The sequence below is a fragment of the Radiobacillus deserti genome (genome assembly GCF_007301515.1).
Taxonomy (GTDB): domain Bacteria; phylum Bacillota; class Bacilli; order Bacillales; family Amphibacillaceae; genus Radiobacillus; species Radiobacillus deserti.
This window is the reverse complement of record NZ_CP041666.1, coordinates 302,890-329,242: the sequence shown is the minus strand read 5'-3', so window position 1 is coordinate 329,242 and position 26,353 is coordinate 302,890. Positions and strand designations below refer to the sequence as shown.

Annotated in this window: 26 protein-coding genes and 2 pseudogenes; 12 read left to right on the top strand and 16 right to left on the bottom strand. The window is 39.2% G+C overall.

What is annotated here, in order from left to right; all coding sequences use genetic code 11:
• Window positions 1-18 precede the first annotated feature (18 nt).
• Together FN924_RS01765 and FN924_RS01760 are read right to left on the bottom strand one after the other, a co-directional pair.
• Window positions 19-672 (bottom strand): lysozyme family protein, encoded by a 654-nt coding sequence (locus FN924_RS01765; protein ID WP_143891796.1) that lies wholly within the window; start codon window positions 670-672, stop codon window positions 19-21.
• Between the two features lie 328 nt (window positions 673-1,000).
• On the bottom strand, window positions 1,001-1,336 hold the full coding sequence (locus tag FN924_RS01760) for a DUF1360 domain-containing protein (RefSeq protein WP_143891795.1): 336 nt from the start codon (window positions 1,334-1,336) through the stop codon (window positions 1,001-1,003).
• Between the two features lie 202 nt (window positions 1,337-1,538).
• On the opposite strand from FN924_RS01760, the gene FN924_RS01755 reads away from it, so the two are divergent.
• Together FN924_RS01755 and FN924_RS19515 are read left to right on the top strand one after the other, a co-directional pair.
• Complete coding sequence (locus FN924_RS01755) at window positions 1,539-1,847, top strand: hypothetical protein (RefSeq protein ID WP_143891794.1); 309 nt, start codon at window positions 1,539-1,541, stop codon at window positions 1,845-1,847.
• Between the two features lie 50 nt (window positions 1,848-1,897).
• On the top strand, window positions 1,898-2,026 hold the full coding sequence (locus FN924_RS19515; protein WP_267129006.1) for a hypothetical protein: 129 nt from the start codon (window positions 1,898-1,900) through the stop codon (window positions 2,024-2,026).
• Between the two features lie 46 nt (window positions 2,027-2,072).
• On the opposite strand, the gene FN924_RS01750 is transcribed toward FN924_RS19515, so the two are convergent.
• Complete coding sequence (locus tag FN924_RS01750; RefSeq protein ID WP_228409532.1) at window positions 2,073-2,840, bottom strand: MerR family transcriptional regulator; 768 nt, start codon at window positions 2,838-2,840, stop codon at window positions 2,073-2,075.
• A 70-nt stretch (window positions 2,841-2,910) separates the two neighbouring features.
• Window positions 2,911-3,880: pseudogene (locus tag FN924_RS01745) on the bottom strand (bile acid:sodium symporter family protein).
• Between the two features lie 600 nt (window positions 3,881-4,480).
• Between FN924_RS01745 and FN924_RS01740 the strand changes: the two are divergent.
• The 5 genes from FN924_RS01740 to FN924_RS01720 all read left to right on the top strand — a co-directional run bounded on the left by FN924_RS01740 (window position 4,481) and on the right by FN924_RS01720 (window position 9,339).
• The gene (locus FN924_RS01740) at window positions 4,481-5,938 is read left to right on the top strand and encodes a catalase (protein WP_143891793.1); all 1,458 of its coding nucleotides are present in this window, start codon (window positions 4,481-4,483) and stop codon (window positions 5,936-5,938) included.
• A 406-nt stretch (window positions 5,939-6,344) separates the two neighbouring features.
• Window positions 6,345-6,848 carry a diaminobutyrate acetyltransferase gene (ectA, locus tag FN924_RS01735; RefSeq protein WP_143897080.1) on the top strand — a complete coding sequence of 168 codons (504 nt, stop codon included), beginning with the start codon at window positions 6,345-6,347 and terminating at the stop codon, window positions 6,846-6,848.
• Window positions 6,849-6,948: 100 nt separating this feature from the next.
• Window positions 6,949-8,226, top strand: coding sequence for a diaminobutyrate--2-oxoglutarate transaminase (ectB, locus tag FN924_RS01730; protein WP_143891792.1), 1,278 nt, complete (start codon window positions 6,949-6,951; stop codon window positions 8,224-8,226).
• Between the two features lie 18 nt (window positions 8,227-8,244).
• Complete coding sequence (locus FN924_RS01725) at window positions 8,245-8,637, top strand: ectoine synthase (RefSeq protein ID WP_143891791.1); 393 nt, start codon at window positions 8,245-8,247, stop codon at window positions 8,635-8,637.
• Window positions 8,638-8,736: 99 nt separating this feature from the next.
• A complete protein-coding gene (locus tag FN924_RS01720) occupies window positions 8,737-9,339 on the top strand; it encodes a DNA-3-methyladenine glycosylase (RefSeq protein ID WP_143897079.1) in 603 nt (200 codons plus the stop codon).
• 56 nt (window positions 9,340-9,395) lie between these two features.
• Here FN924_RS01720 and FN924_RS01715 read toward each other — a convergent pair whose 3' ends face one another.
• The 5 genes from FN924_RS01715 to FN924_RS01695 form a co-directional block, all read right to left on the bottom strand.
• Entirely contained in the window at window positions 9,396-10,118 is a 723-nt protein-coding gene (locus FN924_RS01715; RefSeq protein ID WP_143891790.1) for a polymer-forming cytoskeletal protein, read from the bottom strand.
• A 104-nt stretch (window positions 10,119-10,222) separates the two neighbouring features.
• Window positions 10,223-10,477, bottom strand: a complete 255-nt coding sequence (locus FN924_RS01710; RefSeq protein ID WP_228409531.1) for a zinc ribbon domain-containing protein — start codon at window positions 10,475-10,477, stop codon at window positions 10,223-10,225.
• Window positions 10,478-10,765: 288 nt separating this feature from the next.
• Window positions 10,766-11,512: an amino acid ABC transporter ATP-binding protein gene (locus FN924_RS01705; protein ID WP_143891788.1), complete on the bottom strand. Its 747-nt coding sequence runs from the start codon at window positions 11,510-11,512 to the stop codon at window positions 10,766-10,768.
• A 14-nt stretch (window positions 11,513-11,526) separates the two neighbouring features.
• The gene (locus FN924_RS01700) at window positions 11,527-12,231 is read right to left on the bottom strand and encodes an amino acid ABC transporter permease (protein WP_143897078.1); all 705 of its coding nucleotides are present in this window, start codon (window positions 12,229-12,231) and stop codon (window positions 11,527-11,529) included.
• The gene (locus FN924_RS01695; RefSeq protein ID WP_143891787.1) at window positions 12,215-13,045 is read right to left on the bottom strand and encodes an amino acid ABC transporter substrate-binding protein; all 831 of its coding nucleotides are present in this window, start codon (window positions 13,043-13,045) and stop codon (window positions 12,215-12,217) included. Before FN924_RS01695 ends, FN924_RS01700 begins: the two co-directional genes overlap by 17 nt.
• A 360-nt stretch (window positions 13,046-13,405) precedes the next feature.
• Between FN924_RS01695 and FN924_RS01690 the strand changes: the two genes are divergently transcribed.
• Together FN924_RS01690 and FN924_RS01685 are read left to right on the top strand one after the other, a co-directional pair.
• Window positions 13,406-15,787, top strand: coding sequence for a M4 family metallopeptidase (locus FN924_RS01690; protein WP_143891786.1), 2,382 nt, complete (start codon window positions 13,406-13,408; stop codon window positions 15,785-15,787).
• A 162-nt stretch (window positions 15,788-15,949) separates the two neighbouring features.
• Entirely contained in the window at window positions 15,950-17,065 is a 1,116-nt protein-coding gene (locus FN924_RS01685) for an NAD(P)/FAD-dependent oxidoreductase (RefSeq protein WP_143891785.1), read from the top strand.
• A gap of 175 nt (window positions 17,066-17,240) precedes the next feature.
• Here the strand turns inward: FN924_RS01685 and FN924_RS01680 are convergent.
• The 4 genes and pseudogenes from FN924_RS01680 to FN924_RS01665 form a co-directional block, all read right to left on the bottom strand.
• Window positions 17,241-18,037, bottom strand: a pseudogene (locus FN924_RS01680) (ABC transporter ATP-binding protein).
• A gap of 1 nt (window position 18,038) precedes the next feature.
• Window positions 18,039-19,016 carry an ABC transporter permease gene (locus FN924_RS01675; RefSeq protein ID WP_143891784.1) on the bottom strand — a complete coding sequence of 326 codons (978 nt, stop codon included), beginning with the start codon at window positions 19,014-19,016 and terminating at the stop codon, window positions 18,039-18,041.
• Between the two features lie 68 nt (window positions 19,017-19,084).
• Window positions 19,085-20,086, bottom strand: coding sequence for an ABC transporter substrate-binding protein (locus tag FN924_RS01670; protein ID WP_143891783.1), 1,002 nt, complete (start codon window positions 20,084-20,086; stop codon window positions 19,085-19,087).
• Between the two features lie 151 nt (window positions 20,087-20,237).
• Entirely contained in the window at window positions 20,238-21,194 is a 957-nt protein-coding gene (locus tag FN924_RS01665) for a cation diffusion facilitator family transporter (RefSeq protein ID WP_143891782.1), read from the bottom strand.
• Between the two features lie 155 nt (window positions 21,195-21,349).
• Between FN924_RS01665 and FN924_RS01660 the strand changes: the two genes are divergently transcribed.
• Window positions 21,350-21,835, top strand: coding sequence for a M15 family metallopeptidase (locus FN924_RS01660; RefSeq protein WP_228409637.1), 486 nt, complete (start codon window positions 21,350-21,352; stop codon window positions 21,833-21,835).
• Window positions 21,836-21,857: 22 nt separating this feature from the next.
• Here FN924_RS01660 and nadE read toward each other — a convergent pair whose 3' ends face one another.
• Window positions 21,858-22,679 (bottom strand): ammonia-dependent NAD(+) synthetase, encoded by an 822-nt coding sequence (gene nadE, locus FN924_RS01655; protein WP_143891781.1) that lies wholly within the window; start codon window positions 22,677-22,679, stop codon window positions 21,858-21,860.
• Between the two features lie 187 nt (window positions 22,680-22,866).
• Here nadE and pepT point away from each other — a divergent pair, with 187 nt between their 5' ends.
• Together pepT and FN924_RS01645 are read left to right on the top strand one after the other, a co-directional pair.
• Entirely contained in the window at window positions 22,867-24,084 is a 1,218-nt protein-coding gene (gene pepT / locus FN924_RS01650) for a peptidase T (protein WP_143891780.1), read from the top strand.
• A gap of 21 nt (window positions 24,085-24,105) precedes the next feature.
• Window positions 24,106-24,540, top strand: a complete 435-nt coding sequence (locus FN924_RS01645) for a GNAT family N-acetyltransferase (RefSeq protein ID WP_143891779.1) — start codon at window positions 24,106-24,108, stop codon at window positions 24,538-24,540.
• Window positions 24,541-24,746: 206 nt separating this feature from the next.
• Here the strand turns inward: FN924_RS01645 and FN924_RS01640 are convergent, their stop codons facing one another.
• On the bottom strand, window positions 24,747-25,004 hold the full coding sequence (locus tag FN924_RS01640) for a hypothetical protein (RefSeq protein ID WP_143891778.1): 258 nt from the start codon (window positions 25,002-25,004) through the stop codon (window positions 24,747-24,749).
• A 60-nt stretch (window positions 25,005-25,064) separates the two neighbouring features.
• The gene (locus FN924_RS01635) at window positions 25,065-26,249 is read right to left on the bottom strand and encodes an MFS transporter (protein ID WP_143891777.1); all 1,185 of its coding nucleotides are present in this window, start codon (window positions 26,247-26,249) and stop codon (window positions 25,065-25,067) included.
• Window positions 26,250-26,353 lie beyond the last annotated feature (104 nt).

The following is a 26,353-nucleotide window of genomic DNA, read 5'->3' as shown; positions in this document are numbered from 1 at the left end:
TACCTTGTGCAGTGAGCATTAGCTTGATTGGAACGCTACTACTTTTGTTTCCTCTGTGTGTTTCAATGCCTCTTCATAATACTGTAGAACTGCATCTACATAGAGGATATCCCCATAACAAGCTTTGTATTGTTCCGCTTCCTCTCGAATACAGCTGTATTTCCCTGTATGAGAAAGTTCTTTATATTTCTCCTGTGAGAATTGAATCGCTAACTCCTGCGTATATGCACCGCCATTTTGTTGAACAAATTCAATAAACCCAAGTCCAAAATTATAAGACTGTAATGCTAATTTCACGTCATAGTCTGCTTTCGTAAGGACCCGCTTAAAATACTCGACTCCCTTTTCGATGGAAAGGTTCGAATCCTTTATACAGCCAACTTCTCCACAATAACTCTCGGAGGCTTGCATTGGGTCTTGTCCACGGCCACCACTCTCTTGCATCATCAATGCCAATACAACAGCTGTATAATCTTCCAGCTGAGCTTTCTTTAACTCTGATTCAATTTTTGATTCATAGGCCAATACTTGTTCAGACAATGAATAAGGTGATTCAGGTGCTCCTTGTTCATGGTTTGCAACAAGGGAAGCTATGGCATATAAGCCAAACAGCATTACAGCAAACCCAAGCAAAAGTTTTATTCCAGTTCTGCGAGTCTTTTTCAATTTCATTCCCCTTTTATCACGCTGTATGACTATCTATATCTTATCATGATAAAAACAAGGAAGCTATGGAACAGACTTACAATTAAGGGGATAACAGCCCTTCCCCGTTCAGCAAACTTACATATGCTAATACTGAAGATTTTCTTTTTGAAAGAGGTGAACGTTTTGAGTATAGTAGCTAAAAGAAAACGTCTCAAAAATAAACGTGTCGTTAAACGCAAAGGATCCGGTTGTGGGTGCGGAAAAAAAGAAAGATAATTAAAATAGAACTCCCCATAACGGGGAGTTATTTATTTAATACATTGTCCGGGAATCAGTACGCTTCTATCTAGTTTCACCCCAACAGGGTTTCTATAATCGCCGCCAAACCAGCGATTGCTAAGATAACAATTAACGGAAAAGCGATGGCTGGTAAAAAGACGTACAAGCTATACAAGATCGCTGCAGACCATATCCCAGTGCACCAGTGACAACTTAGCAACTCACCCATGAATTTTCTGATACCTGTTCCCTTTGTAGAAATCGTTATTTCTATCGTTCCATCTTCCAGTTCTACTTCCTCCTCTTGTATAAAAGGTTCACGAATCCATTTTGTAATCTTGTCGTAAACGATAAGATGCGTGAAACGGAAACTAGCTAGGCCAAGCAAAATAAACAAAAACCAACTCACATAATCTCCCCCTTCTTGATTAGCTTATTCGGGAGGAGATAATTTGATAGAAAAAATTTACCTTTTAGACTTCTCTTGGTTTCACGCTTTTCGTAAACGGTTACTGTTATAATATGTAGATTTCCATCGATGAATAATGATTTACACAGCATTTTAGATGTATTATCATATGTGAAAGCAAAGGCCGAAGGAGGAAAAGAACTTGATTATGAAAAAGCTTATCCCAGTCATTTTTTTCCTAGCCTTTCTCATAAACCTCCCTACTCATATGACCTATTGGAATCCGTCCAACAATCTAGTAGCTGTCACCACAGAAGGGATTGACCATGCAGAGGTCATGGATTGGCATCTAGATGTACATCTAGACCAAAAGGGAAAAGCCATTTTTGGCATACCCTTTTCATTAATGGGAACAGTAATTCTTGTATTTGCGGTGGTTATGAAACCTATTGTATTGAACCGGCATAGGTTTTTAACACCTATTTACTATCAATCATCCTACTTAATTTAAATCATCGTTATTTCCGTTTTCATGTCATTTCGTCGAAAGGAGGAAATGCGATGCTCGCAATCGTACGGATGATTATGATTGGATTATTTTCTTTCTCAGCCATTTGGTTAATGGCTTATCAAGGAATCGAAATCTTTCACTCTCTTATGGATTTATTAAACAAGAATCATAGACTTTAATGGACACTATCAAAAGACCCGTCTCAGATGTGAGACGGGTCTTTGTTTACTTTGATTCGAGCTGATCACAGTAAACCTCTATCGCTTTACTCATAAAGGCAGCAAGGCCATGCTGATATTGATCAATATTCTTTCTAAAGCGCTCATCGGAAATATATAATCCTCCTAATCCACGGAAAATCTCCGGCGTACACTCATAAAAATAATCTGTAATCGATTGTCTATAACGGCCAATTAACGACTGAACTTCCACATCTCTTGGATCGTGATTTATCAATCGAATCAACCCTCCATAAATTTCATCATTCTGTTCTTTAATTCGACGCCAATCCTCTTCTGTATATTGCTTCACTCTTCTTGCCGACTCTTTGTAAGCATCCGTGTGACCATAGAGCTCCTTTGATTCTTGTTCATATTTCTTTTGATGCTCTTCTATCTTTTTCATATCAAATGGTTCAAACATTTCTTCTATACTCATTTGTTTACCTCCATCTAACGACTCAATTGTCTTCTCAACAGACTGCAGTATTTTCTCAAGCCGCTGCTTTTTTTCTTCTAAAAGCTTTTGGTGGTTCATCAACGCTTTTCTTCGATCGAAATCTGGCCGGTCAATGGTTGCTTGAATATTCTTTAACGAAAACCCTAACTCTTTAAAAAAGAGAATTTGTTGAAGACGTGCACAATCTTCGTCTGAATAGTAACGATATCCGTTCTCCTTCACTTCTTCAGGCCTTAAAAGCCCAATGCGGTCATAGTAGTGCAGCGTCCTGACACTAATCCCCGCCATCTTCGCAACCTCTTTGATTCGATACATGATCAACCACCTCGATTTCATCTTAAACTATGACGCAACGTAAGAGTCAATCCTAATAATGGAGGTTTTATTATTTTTCTTCTAATGATTCTACAGTAGAATGTACACGTAATTTATTTTCTATAAAGTACCCATATATAGAGGCAAGTATTTGTTGAAACAACATACCTATAACAACTGGAACTGCTACAGCATAAGGAAAATAGGCAACTGCAATGACTGCACCCGCACTTATATTTTCGCATCCCACCTGTAAATGTCAAGGCTATGATCACGTCTTCATCCTGCTTTAACAAACGACCGAAAAGCCAAGAAAGCAAATACCCTGTGAATGCAATAAAGAACACTGTAGCCCCAACCTTTACTAAATGTGTATGAAACGGGACAAGGTATGGTGCTACTACTGCACTATTAATCATAATTACTGCGGCTAAGCCTAGCTTAGAAAACGGTGCAAGGATTGGAGACAACCTCTCTTTCGATTGTCCCTTTGTCAAATGGTTTAAGACCACCCCTACAATTGATGGGATTACAATCATGCCTAGCAAACCTTTCATCATACCTAAAACATCCATTTCAACAGATGCATCCACAAAGAAAGAAAGGGCAAAAGGAACAACGAACGGGGAAAGAATAGTATCAATAAGAATAATGGATAATGTAAGTGCAGTATGCCCCCGTTTCATAGATACCCAAATAAAACTTGTAATGCCGGTAGGAATAACCATTCCTAGAATTAATCCAGTAACTGTGAGTGAATCCCCACGAAATACAAGCGTACCAATCCCCCAAGCCCATAAAGGCATTATAATATGGAGGATACTTAGAATAAGAAGTATTGGCACCGGATGAAGGATAGCCTTTTTCAAAGACTCAAAGGACGAACCTAAGCTTCCATTAAAAGTCATAAAAGCAAATATCCATGGTACCAGTATTGCTAATGGAGTGAGCCATGTTTCTAGCATTACTCCAATTAGGACACTTAGCGGCGCAATAAGCGCCATCATTTTTTCCAAATAATGATCAATCATACGTAGCATACATTCGTCTCCTTCTTGGCTGGCATACCCTTGATTATAAACGGTATGCATCCTAAATTGAATGGCGGAAGCCCGACAGAAGCACCATTTATCATTTAACAGTAGTAATTGATAGGACAAAATTCCCAATCTGATGTAATTGCGAAAAAAATTTCACTTTCCTATTGAAAATGATTATCAATATCATTTATAATACATGTATAGTTCACTTCCATCTTTACATGTACTAGATACTTGAAAACACTTTGAGGATCAATTGATTGCTTTTGTTTACCCCCAATTAACAAAACTTTGAACCCCTTTAGAGTGTTTTCTCTCAGAGACAGTTTCCTTTATAGACTGTCTCTATTTTTATGTTCTTTTTGTTAAATAAAGTGTTTATATTTATCAATATCTTGTAAACATGTTAAGATGATAAATAGTTCAATAACTGTCTTCCCCTCTCAAGGTAAGTCCATCCCTTATCGTTTGTTTTCACCACATGAAACTCTCGGTACCCACCCTTTAATTAAAATTATTATAAATAAATATTGATTTTTAATAGATTTATATTATAATTGTACATGTTACTAAATCATTAAAAGGAGAGGTGTTAAACCATTGAGTACGGACAAAAAATACTTAACGACTAGCACTGGCGCTCCCGTTGGAGATAATCAAAACTCCATCACAGCAGGCCATCGTGGTCCAACATTAATTCAAGACGTACATCTATTAGAAAAGCTTGCTCATTTCAACCGTGAAAGAGTACCTGAACGTGTAGTTCACGCTAAAGGTGCAGGTGCACACGGTGTTTTCGAAGTGACAAACGACTTATCCAAATACACAAAAGCAAACTTTTTATCTGAAGTTGGTAAAAAGACGCCTATGTTTATCCGTTTCTCTACTGTAGCAGGAGAGCTTGGTTCAGCGGATACAGTGCGTGACCCTCGTGGATTTGCAGTGAAATTCTACACAGATGAAGGAAACTACGATTTAGTAGGTAATAACACACCTATCTTCTTTATTCGTGATGCGATTAAGTTCCCTGACTTTATCCACACTCAAAAACGTAACCCACGCACACACTTAAAAGATCCTAACATGGTATGGGATTTCTGGTCTCACTCTCCAGAATCTTTACACCAAGTAACTTATTTACACGGAGACCGTGGTTTACCAGCAACTCTTCGTCATATGAACGGATATGGAAGCCACACATTCAAGTGGGTAAATGAGCAAGGTGAAGGTGTATGGGTAAAATACCACTTCATCTCTGATCAAGGTGTTAAAAACATGGATGAAGCATTAGCTGGAAAACTAGCAGGTGAAAATCCAGATTACCATATTGAAGATCTTTACAACGCTATTGAAGATGGTGACTTCCCATCTTGGACGCTTTATGTTCAAATCATGCCTTTAGAGGATGCAAATAGCTATCGTTTCGATCCATTCGATGTTACAAAAGTATGGTCTCACAAAGACTATCCACTTGTTGAAGTTGGTAAAATGACACTTAACAAAAATCCAGAGAACTACTTCGCTGAAGTAGAACAAGCTACTTTCTCACCTGGTAACTTTGTACCAGGTATTGAAGCTTCTCCGGATAAAATGCTACAAGGTCGTTTATTTGCATACTCTGATGCACACCGTTATCGCGTCGGTGCTAACCATAACGCATTGCCAATCAATGCTTCTAAAGCACCAGTTCATAACTATCAACGTGATGGTCAATTGCGCTTTGATGGTAATGGCGGCGGTGCTCCAAACTATGAACCTAATAGCTACAATGGACCGGTTGAAACTCCTGAAAACAAAATCGCTCCATTTGAAGTTTCTGGTTTTGCAGACAGCGTAGCTTACGATCATAACGATCACTACACACAAGCTGGTGATTTATATCGTCTTATGAGTCCAGAAGAGCGTACTCGTCTTGTTAACGCTGTTGTAGGTGGCTTACAAGGTGTTGAAAAAGACGAAATTAAGCTTCGTCAAATTTCACATTTTTACAAAGCTGATCCAGAGTACGGTACTCGTGTAGCAGAAGGTCTTGGCTTACAAGTACCTCAAAACGTTTAATATTCTATTAAACTAGTTCATTCCATTTTTTACCGCCCCAAGTGGGCGGTTTTTTTTTGTAAATAAATCGCAAAATATTTTACATCTTCTTTTTACTCTTCCTATCTCCTTCTAGCTTCTTCATACAAAAACACCTTTAACCCTTATGCTACAGTCATTTCTTTAAGATTACGGTTTCATTTCTAGAGGGATCGGTATTTGTATATCGGTAAGAAATTCCAACAAAATGGTAGGATTCTTTAGGTTAGACTATTTGAGCTCGTTTAATGCTAAGTCAGTCCACTTAATGCTCTCTTATCACGTTTTAACTGATTTGCGCATGCTTACGATTAATCCTATTATTAAAAGGTGATTAAACTCTAAGGAGGAATTGACAATTAGTAATCAGACGGCAACTGTCCCTGTTATGGACACGATGGACACGGTGACTTTTGAAAAACCGATACCAAAAGACGGAACCGCGATGTGGGAACTAGTGAACCAATCAACATTGGATCAAAACTCAGCTTACAAATATATCATGATGAGCAAGTACTTTCGAGAAACATGTGTAGTAGCAAAAGAAAATGACAAACTCGTAGGATTCGTAACCGCATTTATCCCCCCTGAACAATCAGATGTAGTATTTATTTGGCAGATTGGTGTAGATTCATCCCAACGTGGAAAAGGAATTGCATCCAAGCTCTTAAATGCACTAGTTAACAGAAGAGCATGTAAAGATGTTCGCTTTGTGGAAGCAACTGTTACTCCATCTAATAAAGCATCCCAATCCCTTTTTAAACGACTCGCCAGAGACCATGACACAAAATGCACGGTCACGGAATGTTTTGCACAGGATTTATTTCCTGGAGATGAACATGAAGCAGAGTTAAGTTTTAGAGTTGGTCCGTTGAGACCAAAAGAAGAATAAATGACAACGGTAATTTTGATAAAAAGCAAAGATTAAGTAGGTTTATTAATAAAACCCACGGGTATTAAACCTATAATGTTTCTTAAGGAGGATATCAACGTTGACTCAAAACGAATTAGGTATATTTGAACAATTGGAATCCGAGGTGCGCAGTTACTGCCGTAGCTTCCCTACCATTTTCACAAAAGCAAAAGGCTACAAAATGTGGGATAAAGAAGGAAATGAATACATTGATTTCTTCTCAGGTGCAGGTGCACTAAATTATGGTCACAACGATCCAACTATGAAAAAGAAATTAATTGAATATATTTCAGAAGATGGAATCACCCATTCGCTAGATATGGCTACAACCGCTAAAGCTGATTTTATAAAGAAATTTAATGACGTTATCCTAAAACCTCGTAATCTTGATTATAAAATCATGTTTCCAGGACCGACCGGTACAAATACAGTAGAAAGCGCACTTAAGCTTGCTAGAAAGGTTACTGGCCGTACAGATGTTATTAGCTTTACAAATGGTTTTCATGGTATGACAATTGGTTCCCTGTCTGTGACAGGAAATGCTTTTAAACGTAAAGGTGCTGGAATTCCATTACAAAACGTGGTAACCATGCCATACGATAATTTCGTTAACGATGAGCTTGATACATTAGACTATTTAGAAAGATTCCTAGAAGACAATGGAAGTGGTGTAGAAATTCCTGCAGCCATGATTCTAGAAACAGTTCAAGGTGAAGGTGGAATTAACGCTGCTCGCTTCGAATGGTTAAAACGAATTGAAGAAATATGTAACCGCTGGGGTATCTTACTTATCGTCGATGATGTGCAAGCAGGTGTCGGTCGTACTGGCACATTCTTTAGTTTTGAAAAAGCAGGGATCAAACCAGATATCGTTTGCCTATCCAAATCATTAAGCGGATACGGGTTACCATTCGCTGTTACGTTATTCCGACCAGATTTAGATATTTGGGAGCCTGGCGAACACAATGGTACATTCCGTGGAAACAACCACGCCTTTGTAACGGCAACTGCCGCTCTAACTTACTGGGAAAATGAATCCTTCGAAAATGAGATTCAAGAAAAATCTACGATAATCTATGATTTTCTATCTAAAATTGTGAAGGATTACCCTGAGCTCAAAGGAGAAGTTAAAGGTAGAGGATTTATGGTTGGGATCAGCTCAGAAGTAGATGGTCTATCAAACAAAGTTGCGGCGAAGGCCTTTGAAAATGGTTTGATTATGGAAACTTCTGGACCAAAAGATGAAGTCTTTAAGCTTTTCCCGCCTCTAAATATTGATAAAGATGGCCTTGAAAAAGGACTCCAAATCATTGAAGAAAGTGTTAAAGAGCTAACAAAAGAACCAGTTGCGAATTAAACTTAGGAGGAACTAGACATGAAAGTAGTTGCATTAAAAGACATTTTAGGAACAGAGAAGGAAGTTGACGGAGGAACGTGGGTAAGTCGAAGACTTCTTACAAAAAAAGACGGCATGGGATACTCTGTAAATGACACCATTATAAAGGCCGGCACGGAAACTCATATTTGGTATCAAAATCACCTAGAAGCTGTTTATTGTATCGAGGGTGAGGGAGAAGTAGTTACACTTAGTGACAATAAAGTTTGGCCAATAAAAAAAGATATGATTTATGCGTTAGATAAGCATGACGAGCATTTACTGCGCGCACACCCTGATTCTGATATGAGAATGGTGTGTGTATTCAATCCGCCATTAACTGGCAACGAAGTTCATGATGAAAATGGTGTTTATCCTGTAGATGAAGATTAATACTAGTAACGTACAGCCTCTTTCCAGAGGCTGTTTTTTCTTGTTAGAATAAGGCATAACGATTTCATAGAAAGGCTAATTAGTATGAAAAATACAGAGATGATAAAGCTACATCCCCCTCTCCCAACTTCCTTTTATGAAAAACAAACGTTAGACTTAGCACAAGCTTTATTAGGTTGTGTGCTCTGGAAAGAAACCGAGGAGGGGTTAGCAGGAGGAATTATAGTAGAAACAGAAGCTTACAAAGGGCCTGAAGACCGAGCAGCTCATAGCTATAATAACCGAAGAACAAAACGAACAGAAGTTATGTTCGGGCCTTCTGGAAATGCCTATATGTACACCATGCACACCCATAATCTGTTTAATGTTGTGTCGGGACCAATCGATAAGCCGGAAGCCATACTTGTACGTGGTATTGAACCTTATTACAATCAAGAGCTGATGAGAAAAAGACGACCAAACGTAAAAACACCTTACCAAATGACGAACGGTCCTGGAAAACTAACAAAAGCACTTGGTATAACATTACAAGACTATGGACATACACTAAAGGAGCCACCTCTTTGGATTAGCCATAAACCTAAGGAATTTATGTCTTTTTCCATTAAATCTGGTCCACGTATTGGAATAGATAATAGTGGAGCAGCGAAGGATTACCCATGGAGATTCTGGATCGATAATAATAAATATATATCCCGATAGTTCGGGTAATATTTCCCAGGACATTAATAATCTGAAAATTAAAACAAGTGTAGATCCTACACTTGTTTTTTCTCTCTTACTACTGCATCTGGTGCAATAGTGATTTCTTCTTTGTATTCTACATATTTAATCTGACAATTTGGACCTATGTGCACGTTTTTACCTCTTACGGTATTCGCTCTTGTATGCTCTAGATAGATTGCTTCGCCCTCAATCATATCTGTTCGGAGTTCTTTTGCTAACCCTTCAAACAGGTTCTCTAACCCGAATGAGAAGCCACCTTTTACTACCTCTAACCTCTTTGCATAAATGGATGTGGCCGAACATCTTCCATGAAGTTTAACAGATAAGAACTCTGTCTTAAGCGAACCAGATACCGTAAAAGATCCGTGCATTCTGGCTTGCGTAACATCACAGTCGCCATTGACCTTTAAAGCACCTTTAAAAAGTAATTCTTCTCCAATTATTGCCCCTGCAATTTTAGTAGTCCCTTTTACTATTAATTCCCGGACAGATGCACTCCCTGCAACTTTACACGTCCCCTGGACTTGCACTGTTTGAGCTTGCATGCTTCCTTCAATACTAGTTTTCCCCTTTATGTCAACTAATTCAATGGTCAAATCTCCTTCGACTTTGGAGCTACCTCCAGATACGAATTCTTTACATATTAAATCTCCCAAAACGGTTCCACTTCCATTTATCTTCACATATCCGTATGAACCGCCAGAAGTAGTTCCACTTCCTGATATTTTTAATTCTCTCCATTGGCTCGAAATCACGAAGACCAACCTACCCTTCTACTCCGTTTATTTTAATTATATTGTTGCTTGTCCTTAAGCAAAACGGAAGGGAGTTGGAAGAACGCTAAGACTGTAGACGTATTTTATTTAATGCGTAGTTTCACTTGTTGCTTGGCAGGAATAGATTGATTCCTTGGAAAATTTTCTAGATCCGAACCACAGCTCGGACATTTAATTGCCTTTTCTGCAATGGAAGTAATACAATACGGACATTCTTTTTTTATCATAGAATCCATTGGATTTTGATCTGGTTTACGTAGACGATTGATTTGTCTTACGACTAAGAAAACGGTGAAAAGAATAATCGTAAATTGAATAAGAGGTAAAAAATACCCCATTATTAATCGTAGCTCCCCCATCATCTTGCGCTGCTAAAGAAAGGTAGTCCCCGTTTAAGTTAATAAACAAGTGGAAAAATTCATTTTTGCAAGTAGTAATCCAATTGGAGACAGAGTATATCCGTTTAACTCCAATATCAGCTGCATTGACTCGCATGACGAAATGTCGAAGTTCCTTTCCTTAAGGATTTCCATCGAAAACTCCTTTTTGATAATAGATATCTATGAGACGTTCCATAGCAGTCATCTCTTTCAAAAATAAAAAAAGCAAACGAACCTTTCGTCTGCTTAAGGATTTAATACTCGTTCTAAAAATTGTTTCGTTCTTTCCTGCTTCGGATCTTTTAGTACTTCTTCCGGTGGTCCTTGTTCCACAATTTTACTGTGATCCATAAAGATAACCTCGTCTGCAACTTGCTCTGCAAATTTTAACTCATGCGTTACAATGACCATCGTCCAACCTTCACTAGCTAAATCTTTTATCACTTGTAACACCTCTCCAACTAGCTCTGGGTCTAAAGCAGAAGTAGGTTCATCAAACAGCATCAGTTCTGGTTCCATAGCAAGAGCTCTTGCGATACCTACACGTTGTTGCTGCCCACCCGAAAGTTGAAAAGGATACAAGTCCTTTTTATCTTTTAGTCCTACTTTATCTAGTAAATTGTCTGCCAGCGCGATTACTTCTTTACTGTCACGCTTTTGGACAACGAGTGGTCCTTCCGTAACATTTTCCAATGCTGTTTTATGTGGAAACAAATTATAGGTTTGAAAAACCATACCGGACCGTTTCCTAAGGCTTAGAATATCATTTTTCTTGATTCGACTTGCGAAGTCGAGCTGCCATCCGTCATGGAATTCAAACAATCCAGCGTCTGGAGTCTCTAATGCATTTAAGCAACGAAGTAAAGTGGTTTTGCCCGATCCAGAAGGACCAATGATGGCCAGAACTTTTCCTTTTGGTATGTCCAAGTCGATTTGATCCAATACGTTTAAGTCTCCGAATGACTTCGTCAACCCTTTAACCGATAAATACATCATTGTCCTCCTTTCTACTTGGCAATGTGACGCTCTAGTCTATTCTCAATCAGCGTTTGAACAATGGAGAGCACAAAGCAAATAATCCAGTATAATAGCGCTGCTTCTAAATAGAGTAATAGAAAATCGTATGTTCGTGCCGTAATTTCCTGTGCTTTACGAAACAATTCCGTTACAAGAATTAGCGAAGCAAGAGACGTATCCTTTACTAAGCTTATAAATGTATTAGATAAAGGTGGAACAGAAACACGCGCTGCTTGTGGTAATACAATTCGTCGTAAAGCCTGCCCGTATGTCATACCAATTGTATATCCCGCTTCCCATTGCCCCTTCGGGATAGACAGTATAGATGCACGAATAATTTCGGAAGCATATGCTCCAACATTCAAAGAAAATGCAATAACTGCACTTGGGAATGGATCAATGGTAACGCCTAAATTTGGTAAGCCATAAAACACAATAAATAATTGGACAAGCAAAGGGGTTCCTCTTATCGCAGATACAAATACGACCGCAGGTGCCCTTACAATCGAAATCGTTGAAAGTCTCATTACAGCAACCACCAAAGCAATGAAAAGTCCTACAACAAATGAAATTAACGTGAGGGGAATCGTATATTGGATTCCACCTTGAATCATAGGCCAAAGAGAGTTGACGAACAACTCCCATCCATGCATATCGGCCGTTATCGTGAACAACAAATTATTTAACGGAAACATCTTCACCAAACCACTCTTTGGCAATTTTTGTCAAAGTTCCATCTTCCTTCATTGCTTCTAATTGTTCATTGATTGCTTCGACTAATTCCTCATTGCCTTTTCTAAACGCAAGTGCCGTTTCTGATACATTGTCTTCTTGTGCTGCAATTTTAATCGCGGCATCCTTCTGTTGATTCATATAATCTAAAACTGCTAGCTTATCATTTACGGTTACATCTACACGCCCCTGTTTAATAAGCTCGATAGATTGTGCAAGTCCATCAACCGGTACTAGTTCAGCACCATTTTCTTCCGCAATTGCTCCAAAGTTACTTGTCAGAGACTGAGCTGATTTTTTCCCTTTTAGATCTTCAAACGTTGTAATAGACGTGTTGTCCTCAGGTACCACTACTACAGCAGCAGAATACGTATAAGGAACAGAAAAATCATAGTTTTCTAGTCGTTCTTCATTGATCCCAACTTGGTTCGCAATTAAATCAAATCGTTCCGCATTTAAGCCAGCGAACATAGAATCCCATTGAGTTTCTTCAAACTTTACTTCGACACCCATTCTTTTCGCCACTTCACGGATGACTTCTACATCATAGCCAGTAAGTTCTCCAGCTTCATTATGGAACGTAAAAGGTGCGTACGTGCCCTCTGTACCAACGGTCAAAACTCCTTCTTCCATGACTTTATCATGTAAAGAGGCACTTTCTTCCGTTTTTTCTCCCTCTGCATTATGATTAGACTGTGTATCTTCATTATCGGATCCACATGCCGACAGGAATGTGACCAATGAAACCATTGCAAGTATCCATAAAAACTTTTTCATTTCCTTTAACCCCCATTTGAATAGTCGGAATTAGTTATTTTCAGAATGTGAGTATATCCCATCCTCACATCTCTTGTAAACTAAAACAGCTTCCTCTTATTTTATCCGTTCCAAAGGAAAATATTAGTGATTATTTAAACACTATTGTATATGTAATTTATGGATATTATGTTTCAGTTTTACATTTGTTAATTCATTTCTACTACAAATCTATTAATTTCTTAAAATGGCTAAGTAGAAGGACTTATTCCTCTATTATAATTGGTAGGAATCGACTATTGTGTAAATTTTCTGATTAATTTAGTGTAAAGAGTATCAACCGTGGGCCTATGATTGATAATTCTATTAAGGAGTGAGTATATGAAGAAACCCTTAGTAATTGGTATGGTGCTGACCTTAGTTTCTGGATCTCTATCTATCCCTCTTTCACCAGAAGTTTCTGCAGCAAAGAATGAACAAACAGATAAGAAACTAGAACAAATGAAAGTGATAGAAAAGATGGAAAACAGCAATAATAAAAAGCACGTTAAGGTTAAGTGGGACAAGAAACGTGGTGTACCTGAATTCATCACTGGGGACCTATCAGAGAGCTCCATTGATTCAGAGAAGGAAGTCCTTTCATTTCTAGAAGAAAACCGCGATTTATTTTCCCTACAGAATGGAACGTTCAACATTCTTCATGTTACAACGGACGAACTTGGAATGAGTCACTACAAAGTAGAGTTGCAAGTAGATGGCATCCCCGTCTATGGTTCGGAGTTAATCGTCCACACTGATAAGAATGGAACGGTTACTTCCATGAATGGACAGGTAGAGCCTAAGCTCGAGAATAAAAAGTGGAAAAAGCGTGTAAAGCTGTCCAGCCACGAAGCCATTCAAAAAGCAGAGTCCGCACTATCCTTTGCTCCTACTTCTAATAGCTATTCTGCAGAACCCTCTGCTAAACTATTTCTCTATCAGGATAAAAAGAAATGGCAACCTGTTTATTTAATTGATCTTCAATATATCCAACCTGAAGCAGGTCGTACTCAAGTATTTGTTAATGCAGGAAATGGTAAGATTGTAGAAACAATTGATATGACACAAGAAGCAGCTACTACAGGTACTGGGAAAGGATCTAGTGGGGAGACAGTTACCCTACAAACCTATCAGTCTAATGGAACGTACTATTTGTACGATACTTCAAAGCCAATGGATGGAATAATCCGGACCTACACGGCAAATCAAGGGTCCTCCTTACCCGGTAATTATGTGACGGACGCGGACAATAACTTTCAATCTAGTAATCAAGCAGCAGCCGTTGATGCTCATTACTTTGCAGGGTTAACGTATGACTATTACTATGACACACATGGTAGAAACAGCTATGACAATAATGGTTCAGATCTCATCTCAACCGTTCACTACGGTTCAAATTTTAATAATGCATTCTGGAACGGGTCCCAAATGGTATATGGGGATGGAGACGGATCTACTTTTAGTCCATTATCCGGTTCCTTGGATGTGGTCGCTCATGAACTCACTCATGCGGTAACCGACACAACCGCAAATCTCGTTTATCAAGATCAACCTGGTGCGTTAAACGAATCCATGTCCGATGTTTTTGCAGTTATTGTAGAAGCAGAAAATGGCGATTTTGACTGGCAGCTTGGAGAAGATATTTACACTCCAGGTACACCAGGAGATGCACTCAGAAGCCTAGAGAATCCTGAGCTATATGATCAACCTAGTCATATGGACGACTACTATAACACGTCTGCAGATAATGGCGGGGTTCATACAAATAGTGGGATTCCGAACAAAGCGTTTTACTACATCGCCAATGATATTGGCCTAGATAAATCTGGCGACATTTACTACAGAGCTCTAACAAGCTATCTCACATCCCAATCTGATTTTGAAGATGCTAGAAACGCTCTACTCCAGTCAGCTGAAGATTTATATGGTGCAAATAGCACTGAATACCAAGCAGTGTCTGACGGATATGCAGCTGTTGGCATCGGTTCTAATAGTGGGACAAGCAATGACACATTTGAACCGAATGACACGACTAATAATGCGCATGCCATAGAAAGTGGAGAAAATTATAATAGTTATATCTCTAGTGGATCAGATGTTGACTACTACACGTTCACTAGTAGTGAAACAGGCACTATCCAAGCGAGCTTAAAAAATCTTCCTGGAGATTATGATCTTTACTTATATGACTCATCAGGAACTCTACTAGCACAATCCGAGAATGGCAACACGAATAGTGAATCTATTTCCTATTCTTCCACTGCAGGTGGAACATTCTTCTTAAAAGTAGTGGGGTATAATGGAGCATCAAGTACTAGCGTAGCCTATCAACTGTCTGCAACATATCCAACTAATTCACAGACAACGGCTCAATGGTATTACGAATCCGCCAGTGCGGAAACGGCACATCCATATGCGAACAACTATCAAGGTGGACACACCTATACAAAAGTAGGTGCTCAAAAGGTTGCCCTTCATTTCTCTAGATTTGAGACAGAAGCAGGGTATGATTATGTAGAGATAAAAGATAAGAACGGAAACGTTACAGCAACCTACGATGGAGCAAAATCAGCATTTTGGGTCATTGTAGATGGTGATACGATTTCTACGAACCTAGTAACGGACAGTATTATAACAAAATACGGTTATTCTATTGACCAAGTAGGTTATTTTAGCGATCAGCAACTAGCGAAAAAGAAAAGCAACATCGAAAGCATAAAATAACTTATCCCATATTCAAGGAGTTAGCTCTAGGAGGGCTAGCTCCTTCTTTATATAGTAGCTATGTTAGAATATGGTGGAAGGAATTTTCTCATTATCCAAAATAGAAATTAACGTTATCCATTGTATAAATCCTATCATTTTCCCGAAAAGAGGAGGATTCAGATGACCAATTCCATCATAATCGGGGCAGGAATTGTTGGTGTCTCCACAGCTTATCATTTAGCAAAGGCAGGACAACAAGTAACCATAATAGACCGTGAATCGGAAGGACAAGCAACAGCTGCAGCCGCTGGCATTGTATGTCCTTGGCTATCACAGCGTAGAAATAAGGCTTGGTATGCGTTAGCTAAAGGTGGCGCTGCTTATTATCCTAGACTGATTCAAGAATTAGAGGCTGCCGGTGAAACATCCACAGGATATAAACAGGTTGGTACATTAAGCATTCATTCAGACCCAAAGAAACTAGATGCCATGATTAAGAGAGCAGAAAAGAGACGTGAACAAGCACCGGAAATAGGAGAGCTTACTACATTGGGGCCCGAACAAGTAAGAAATATGTTCCCACCCCTTGCGGAAGGCTATGGTGCTGTACACGTAAGTGGCGGTGCAAGAGTAGACGGAGCTGCACTACGTGATTCCTTGCTTAGAGCTACGCGAAAGCTAGGCGCAGATTACATACAAGGAGAAGCAAGTCTTTGGACTAATAGACAGGATATTAATGGGGTTGTAGTAAATGGTCAGCAACTAGAAGCAGACCAAGTTGTCATAACTGCTGGAGCATGGGCTGGAAATATACTTACTCCTCTAAACCTCTCATTCCAAGTAGAACCACAAAAAGCGCAAATTATTCACTTACGCCTAGCTAACACAGATACTAGTTCATGGCCAGTCGTCATGCCTCCTAGTGATCATTATGTATTATCTTTTGACCAAGGAAGAATTGTTATCGGAACCACTCATGAAAACGGAGTAGGATTTGATACTCGAGTTACGGCTTCTGGTATAAAAGAAATTCTGGATAAGGCATTACATATTGCACCTGGACTGGCAGACGCAGAGATATTGGAAACGCGTGTTGGGTTTAGACCGGTCACCCCTAACTATTTACCAGTTTTTGGGGCTGTTCCAACTTATAAAAGGTTATATATTGCCAATGGATTAGGCTCCTCTGGACTTACATCAGGACCGTTTATAGGAAGGGAATTGGCCAATAGTATAATGGGCAATTCCACAGATGTTGAGATGGAGCTTTATGATGTAACTCAAGCATTGCAATAAGTTGTTGGAGGATATCAGCGATAATTCCCGTATTTCGGCGTAAAAATTTCGATATCAGCGTTTTTTTAATATATCAGCGAAAAAAATTATATCAGCGGTTTCCGGAACGATATCAGCGAACTCTATAAAAAAACCGAGCTAATCAATTAGCTCGGTTTTTTTATAATAAGTTTATTTAACCTAAAACAGCACGATCACTATCGAACTGTTCTCCACGAATTCTCTTAAACTCTTCTAGGAGCTTTTCGATGGTGAGCTCCTGTTTCTCTTGCCCACTAACATCCAATATAATTTGACCTTTATCCATCATAATAAGTCGATTCCCTAACTCTAAAGCTTGTTGCATGTTATGCGTCACCATTAATGTTGTAAGGTTGAACTTCTCTACAATTTCTCCAGTGAGCTTTGTGTTATTAGCTCAGCTCGCGAAGGGTCTAGTGCTGCCGTATGTTCGTCTAAAAGCAATATGTCTGGTTCCGTAAAAGTTGCCATCAACAAGGATAAAGCTTGTCGTTCTCCACCTGACAGCAATCCAACCTTTGCATTTAAACGATTTTCTAATCCTAGATGAATCGTTTCTAGAGATTCTTTAAAGAATTCTCTTCTTTTTTTATTCACCCCAATTTTAAATCCTCGTTTTTTATTTCGTGAATAAGCCATTGCCAGATTTTCTTCAATGGTCATGCTTGGAGCTGTTCCGGACATTGGGTCCTGGAAGACACGACCAATATAAGCGGATCGTTTATGTTCAGGAAGATTAGTTACTGGTTTACCCGCAATGGAGACCTCACCAACATCTGGTACAAGTGTTCCGGAAATAACGTTCATCAACGTAGATTTACCCGCTCCATTACTTCCAATAACCGTCACAAAGTCTCCTTCCTTCAAGGATAACTGAATGTTCTGGAGAGCTTTCTTTTCATCTGGAGTATCCTCATTAAACGTTATAGATATATCTGAAACTTGAAGCACGTTATCCCTCCTTCACACTTAATGCTGCTCGTTTACGTTGTCTTCGGAGTTTTTCTTTTCTTCCTTTTATGATTTTAGGAACGACCAGTGCAGCAATTACGAGTAATGCTGTGATTAGCTTCATATCGCCAGTTTCCAGAAAACCAACTTGCAGTGCTATCGTTACAACGATTCGATATACAACAGCTCCAAGAAGGACAGCTAGCGTTGTACGGACAATCGTTTTTGTTCCAAACGACGCTTCTCCAATAATGACAGAAGCTAACCCAATGATGATCATTCCTGTCCCCATATTCACATCAGAAAAGCCTCCGTACTGAGCGATCAGCCCTCCTGACATTGCAACAAGTCCGTTTGACAAACCCAGTCCAATAATGATGAGAAAATCAGTATTGGCAGAAAAACTCCGAATCATTTTTTGGTTATCTCCCGTTGCACGAAGAGCTAAGCCAACTTCCGTTTTCAAGAAGAAATCGATACATAATTTTATAAGTGCTAATAATACGATCATAAAAAATAAAACAGACCAAGTACTCGGTGTTTGCTGTAGCCCCATGTTCGTCAACCAACTAGTTATTGCTTGATCAATTCCTAAAGATGCCCACCAATCTCCAATTTGTTTAAAGATGGTCGGCTCATTTAACATTGGTAAGGTTGGTCTCCCCATAATCCGTAGATTAATGGAATATAAAGCTATCATCATCAAAATACCCGCTAATAGTGGGTTAATTTTCCCCTTCGTGTGCAGAACACCTGTGATACACCCTGCTAGAAAACCTGCTAAAAGAGCAAATAAGGTTGCGAGGACAGGAGGTACCCCACTAACGATTGAAATAGCAGCAACAGATGATCCTGTCACAAAACTTCCATCTACTGTTAGATCCGGGAAATCAAGCACACGAAATGATAAATAGACACCGAGAGCCATTATTGCATAAATAACACCCGATTCCACAGCCCCAAATATTGATATAAACATAATGTCCTCCTTCTAACTGAAAAGGCTGACCTAGAGAAAAGTGCCTCTCTCCAAGTCAGTCTTCCTAGTTATTCAGCTTCTACTAGTTGTGCGTTCTCATCCCAATCTGAATTCCATTCTACCCCTTGTTCCTCTGCCGCTTTTTTATTTATAAAGAGCTGCATTTCAGCGGGGTATTCAACCGGAATATCTGCGGTTGTTTTTTCCCCTTTTAAAATGTCAACTGCTATTTCACCAGCACGGTATCCAATTGTATGATAATCAATACCAAACGTTGCAAATCCACCTTTTTTAAGAGAATCCGGCTCCCCAACAATCAATGGAATATCTTGTTCATTCGCTACCCCAATGACACTATCCAAAGCAGAAACAACGGTGTTATCCGTAATGATATAAAATACATCTACGTCACTAACTAGTGTATTTGCCGCTTGCTGCACATCAGCAGAAGTTGCGACGGTTCTTTCCACAAGCTCTAGGCTCGTTCCATCGGTAGCGTCCTTCACCGCTTCAATCTGTGAAACAGAATTTTGTTCCCCAGCGTTATAAATGAGTCCAACTTTTGCTCCTTTAAAGTACTGATCAATAAAGCTTACTGTATTTTTAATGGCATCCGGATGTAAATCAAGGACACCTGTTATATTCTCACCTGGTTCATCCATGGATTCCACTAGACCTGCCCCTACCGCATCTGTCACAGATGTAAATACAATCGGAATTTCTTTCGTTGCTTGTAACGCACCAATTGCACTAGGTGTAGAGTTTGCAAAAATTAAATCTACATTATCTGCAACGAAGTTATTAGCAATGACACTCGCATTGTTCGGATCATTTTGTGCGCTTTGCAAATCATATTCCACGTCTAATCCCGCATCTGCTAAAGCCTCTTGGAATCCATCGTATGCTGCATCAAGAGATGGGTGCTCTGTAATTTGTGTCGCTCCTATTTTATACGTCGTCGAGCTCTCCCCAGATCCACCGCTGGCACTCTCACCGCCACTGCCACACGCGGACAGTAAAAGCAACGCTGCGAACCCACTCGCAATCCCTTTCCACAACCCTTTTTTCATGGCTTTGTTTCCCCCTATTTAATTATATTTTAAATTTTCAAAAGATTTAAACTACATTATATCACAGTAAAACTTCACTTGGGTAGCGTAAATTTTTCCCACTTTTCACGACACAGAAAAAAGCATTCTACATTTAGTAGAATGCTTACCTTCACTCGGTTGACTTCCATTTCCTTATCCTATCATTTTCATCAAATTCAATAATGACATCTGTTACTCCTTGTTGCTTCATAATCGTATCTTCCAGCCTATCTTTAATATCATCAGCTTGTTCAATCGTAAGCTTCTTATCTACTTCAATCACCACTTCTACGTGAAGCTCTTCGCCTTCTTTCATAACCGCAATCTCCGGAATATCTTTCACATCCGGATCCACCATAATTAAATTCCCAATTTTGTTTTGCATTTCATAATCCGCTTCACCCAACACACCTGCAGCATTATCCAAGAAGACTCTTCCTACTACAAAAAACATCATAGCCCCAATTAATACGGAAGCAATCCCTTCCGCTTGGTGAAAGTCCGTGTAATGAGAAATGAGAATAGCAATAATTGCTAGTGCCCCACCGGATGTTGCGACAGAATCTTCTAAAAAAACCAGCTTTGTTGCAGGCTTTGCTTTTCGATAATTTTTTAAACTACTTGAAATAACTAATAATCCAGTTGCCTCACTACCAACCTCATGATTAATCTCCTTCATTGCTTTAAATAGCACATACAGTTCTAACACTACAGCAATAGTCAATACCGCAATATTAATTAGAAACCCCTCTGAATCGATAGGATCAATAATATGTAAAATGCCCTCTTTTACGGTTTCATAAGACATAATTCCAACAATTAATACTGCACCTAATAACACTAAATTCACGAGTCTTCCGAATCCGTTTGGAAAACGTCTACTAGGTGGCCGTTTGCTTAATGCTGAACCTATAAATACAAAAAATTGATTGGCGGCATCACCAAGGCTATGCATTGTTTCTGCAAACATTGCTACATTTCCCGTAAAGAAAAAGGCTATACCTTTAACGGCTGAAATAATTGTATTAACAATTGCTGCAATAAGCGCTGACTTATTTCCTTTTTTTAACAATTTAAAGAAACTCATCTATTATATAATCCCCTTTCCATCTCTCCGTTATCTTTAGTAAAATGACTATGCATGGATATATTACGACTTTTATAAAAGGAGTACATCCTATTTTGCCTAAAATACTCATTTCTATTTTCATCATTTTTTTTTCTATATTTGCCTTATTTCTATTGTTTGAAAATCGCCACTTTTTTAAACAAAAGAATGTGCCGATGCCGACAGAATTACACCCTATTGTCGCGTCTAACATGCAAGAACTCATCACGCAAGCAAAAGATATCGGAATTAACATATTAATAACAGATGAGTGGCGTTCCATCGAAGAGCAAAATGCATTATATGAACAAGGACGTTCCCAAGACGGAAGCATCGTTACGAATGTGGAAGGAGGAGAGTCTTACCATAACTATGGACTTGCCATTGATTTTGCCATTGAGCTGGATAATGGAGATGTGATTTGGGACATGGCCTATGATGGAAACAAAAATAAACAAGCGGATTGGATGGAAGTTGTAGAAATCGCAAAGTCTTTAGGATTTGAATGGGGCGGGGATTGGAAGAATTTCAAGGACTACCCGCACCTACAAATGGATTTTGGGCTATCGATATCGGAGCTACAACGTGGAAAACGCCCACCAAAAGAAAAAGACGCCTAATTAGGCGTCTTTTTCGCATCCTCTATCGTTTCCACCAATCATCGAACATTGAAGCTGGTACTTGCCGCTTATGCTCTGTCATTTGGTAACGACGTTCAATCTGTTTCGCAACCGACGGCGAGACTTGTTTCCCTTCCAAGTAATTGTCAATATGATCATAGGTTAATCCAAGCTCTGCTTCGTCCGCTTGTTGCGGCGTATCGTCTAGCAAATCGGCAGTAGGTGCTTTTTCGTAAAGTCGAGCTGGGGCACCTAGCTCCTGTAAAAGCTGCTTGCCTTGCCGTTTCGTCAAGCCCGTAAGCGGAAGCAGATCCGCGCCCCCATCTCCATACTTCGTAAAAAATCCAGTCACCGCTTCCGCAGCATGGTCCGTTCCAATAACAAGTAACCCTTTTTGCCCACCAATTGCATATTGTGCGATCATTCTGGTTCTCGCTTTGACATTTCCTTTATTAAAATCACTTAACCTTTCCCCCATTTGCTTTTCATAGCTTTTCGCAAAGGCATCAACCGTTTCTAAAATATCAAATCGAACCTCATGGTTTGGTTGAATAAAGGAAAGAGCTAACTGTGCATCATCCTCATCTGCTTGTGTACCATGAGGAAGCCGAACCGCATAAAAATCAATGTCTTTTCCTTCTGCAATTAATTCTTCCGTTGCAAGCTGCGCTAATCTTCCAGCCAAGGAAGAATCTTGTCCACCACTAATTCCTAGAACGAATCCTTTTGCACCAGTTAAAAGCACATATTCTTTCATAAAATCTATACGTCTTCTTATTTCTTGTTTAGGGTCAATCGTCGACTTCACGTTTAATTCTTGTGCAATTTGTTGTTGTAACGACATATGGCATTTCCTCCTTCTAACACTCTATTTCCTTCATTTTATAGAATTGCAGTATTATTTTCCACAAACACGGTAGGTTTCTTACCATTTGAAAGACGGTTGAACATAGAGTCACTTCCCCAATTTTCATTTATTTAAAGCAGTTATGGTATGATAAAACTACATTTAAATGATGGAGATGATACATGTGAGACAAGATATTTTAAACAGACTTACGAAATACGTAAAAGTTGACACGCAGTCTAATGAAAACAATGAATCCTGCCCCTCAACGGAAGGACAATTGGTACTTGCAAATATGCTTGTTGAGGAATTAAAAGAAATTGGGATGGAAGACGTAACGATGGATGAAAACGGCTATGTCATGGCCACACTCCCTGCAAATACCGATGAGGAGCTGCCTACCATTGGCTTTTTGGCTCATGTCGATACAGCAACGGACTTCACAGGTAAAAATGTAAACCCACAAGTACATAGTGATTACGATGGAAAGGATATCGTATTAAATAAAGAATTAGGAGTCGTACTATCTCCTAAAGAATTCCCTGAGCTTCAAAACTATGTTGGCCACACGTTAATCACTACAGATGGTACAACGTTATTGGGGGCAGACAATAAAGCGGGGATTGCAGAAATTATGACAGCGATGGATTACCTTATCCAACACCCTGAACTAAAGCATGGTAGAATCCGTGTTGCGTTTACACCAGATGAAGAGATTGGAAGAGGTCCTCATAAATTTAATGTAGAAGCTTTCGATGCAGATTATGCCTACACAATGGACGGAGGACCACTTGGCGAATTACAATACGAAAGCTTCAATGCTGCTGCAGCCAAGTTAACCTTTAAAGGAAACAACGTTCATCCCGGTACGGCAAAAGGCAAAATGGTGAACTCCACTAAAATTGCCATGGAGTTCCATAGCAAGCTACCTGTAGAAGAAGCGCCTGAACATACGGAAGGGTATGAAGGATTTTATCACCTTATTTCCTTTAGTGGGGATGTAGAAGAGACAAAGCTTTATTACATTATTCGTGATCATGATCGTGATAAATTCACAGCTAAAAAAGAAAAAGTGGAAGCTATTACGACCGAGCTCCGTCAAAAGTATGGGGAAGAGAGCATTTTGTTAGATATGAAGGATCAATACTACAACATGAGAGAAAAAATTGAGCCAGTTAAAGAGATTGTGGATAAGGCGTACAACGCAATGAAAAAGCTGGATATCGAACCAATCGTTCAGCCAATACGTGGTGGTACCGATGGTTCTCAGTTATCGTTTATGGGCTTACCGACCCCAAATGTATTTACTGGCGGTGAAAACTATCACGGAAAATTCGAATACATTTCTCTTGATAATATGGAAAAAGCAGTTCACGTTATTTTAGAGATTGTTAAGCCTTAAGTTTCCAAGGAGGATTTTCATATGAGCTCTGTTACGATTAAATCTCTAATTACACAGGATGAGTGGCGGGAAGCCTATCCTGTGATGAAGCACCTACGAACCCACTTGGAGGAAAAAGAATTCCTTGAACTTGTAGAACAAGCGCAAGAAAAAGACCACTATCAACTAGCAGCTCTTTGTTCAGATGGAAAAATGGTAGCCGTCATTGGTTATATGCCGATGATTACGCTGTACAATGGAAAATTTATTTGGGTCTGTGACCTCGTCACAAAGCCAGAAGTCCGTTCTCAAGGATACGGTGAACAGTTGCTCTCTTATGTGGAACAATGGGCGAAAGAGCACGGGTACGGTAAAATCTCCCTATCATCAGGCATACAGCGATTAGACGCCCACCGCTTCTATGAGGATAAAATGGATTATCGAAAAGTAAGCTATGTGTTTTTAAAAGACTTATAAAAAGAGGCTGGGACAAAAGTATGTTAAGCAATGAAAAAACGAACAATTATAATTAGTGCCTATACCCCGCTCCGGAAATATACGACGCTTTCCGCGGGCGGCTAGTGAGCCTACTCGTGCTGGGTATATTTCCGGAGCTAGTATAGGCTGTTGTTCGGCTTTTCGGCTTATCCTTTTCGTTATGTCCCAGCCCCTTTTTTCCTCCATTAGCGAAACTTAATATATAACACGATCGCCAATATAGCTAATAGAAACGTTACCCCATATATAATTGTTAGAATCGGAACATTAGATTTTAATGAAGATGATTCATATTCTCTAGAGCGCTTTAATTGTGCTTCTGCACTATCCCCTTCACGCTCATATTGCTTCAATTTCTGATCCTCTTGTCTCACTACGTACAACGTACCACCTAATGTAAGGATGAACAAAATAATTAAAATAATAATTAAAGGCCAACTCATCTAACTAACCTCCTTGACCTTCCTTTTTCTTCATTATACCACTTGTATCTATATACCAATCTAGGAACTCACTTTCATTTTTTTCTGCTTTGTTTCTTTACCAAATGGTAATACATGATAGATAAGTAAAAGAATGGCGCCAATAAATGCAAGAGTTCCCATACACCCGTATAAAAAACCTCCTCCTGCTGAATCGATTAAGGCCCCTCCACCTAAAGAACCAATAATACCTGATAATCCAAAGAATACAGAAACAAACACTAAATGTCCGGTTGCCTGCAGGTTTTCCGGAATAAGTCTGGTCACATACTGAAAAGCAGATAAATAAAACACGCCAAACGTCAATCCATGTAAAAATTGAAAGGCAACAATAAGCGCTGGATCATCAAATACAGCATACATATACCAACGAACACTATAAAGAAGGCCTGCAATTATAATAAAAATGAGTGGGGGAAACTTTCTAAACCAGAACCCCGCTAATGCGAAGACAAGTGCTTCACTCGCTACTCCAAGGAACCAAGAAATCCCAATCAAACCTTCTCCTCCACCTAATTGAGCAATGTATATGCCAATAAAGCTGTCGCTCGTTCGGTGCGTGATTGTAATAAACATCACTAAAAACAAAAAAATAATAAAGGGCGGATTCTGAATGAGTAGCTTTACATCTTTTAGTTGAATTGATTTTTGACTCTTAGTTGGAACATCCACTAAGGTAAAACACATCGCTAAGCATGCTAACCCAAAGAATAGATAGGGCCATATCATATATTGAATACCGGTTCTGGCTAAAATCTCCCCAACCACTAAAGAGGAAATTGCGAACCCAATAGAGCCCCATGTTCGAATGGTTCCAAACGACTTACCTAATGCATCCGCTCTTCTTTGAGCAAGGCTATCTCCTAACGCACCAATCGGAGAAATAAAAAAGTAAAAGATGGCTGCCATTCCTAGGATAGCGATTAAGGAATTCATTTGAAAGAAAATAACACTGCTAACAAGTAACCCGATTAAACAAATCATCAATATTCTCTTAACCGTTCGATACTTATCACTCATATATCCCCAAAAGGGTTGTGCAAAGATAGAAGCTAACGGCCCAATTGCTAAGACCAAACCGATTTCCGTTCCGCTTAAACCTTTGAATTGCAAATATAGCGGTAAAAAACTAACAATAATCGTGTTTGACGCATGAAAACAGAACAAAAGTGATTTCAATGGTACAAGTGATTCCTGATTTGCCACAGATGTCTCCCTCTCTATTGACTAGACTAACCATTACCATTCGGCAAAAGTCGTTGGTGCTGACAAACAAAGCCTTCCTACCATACTTTACACGTATGACGAAA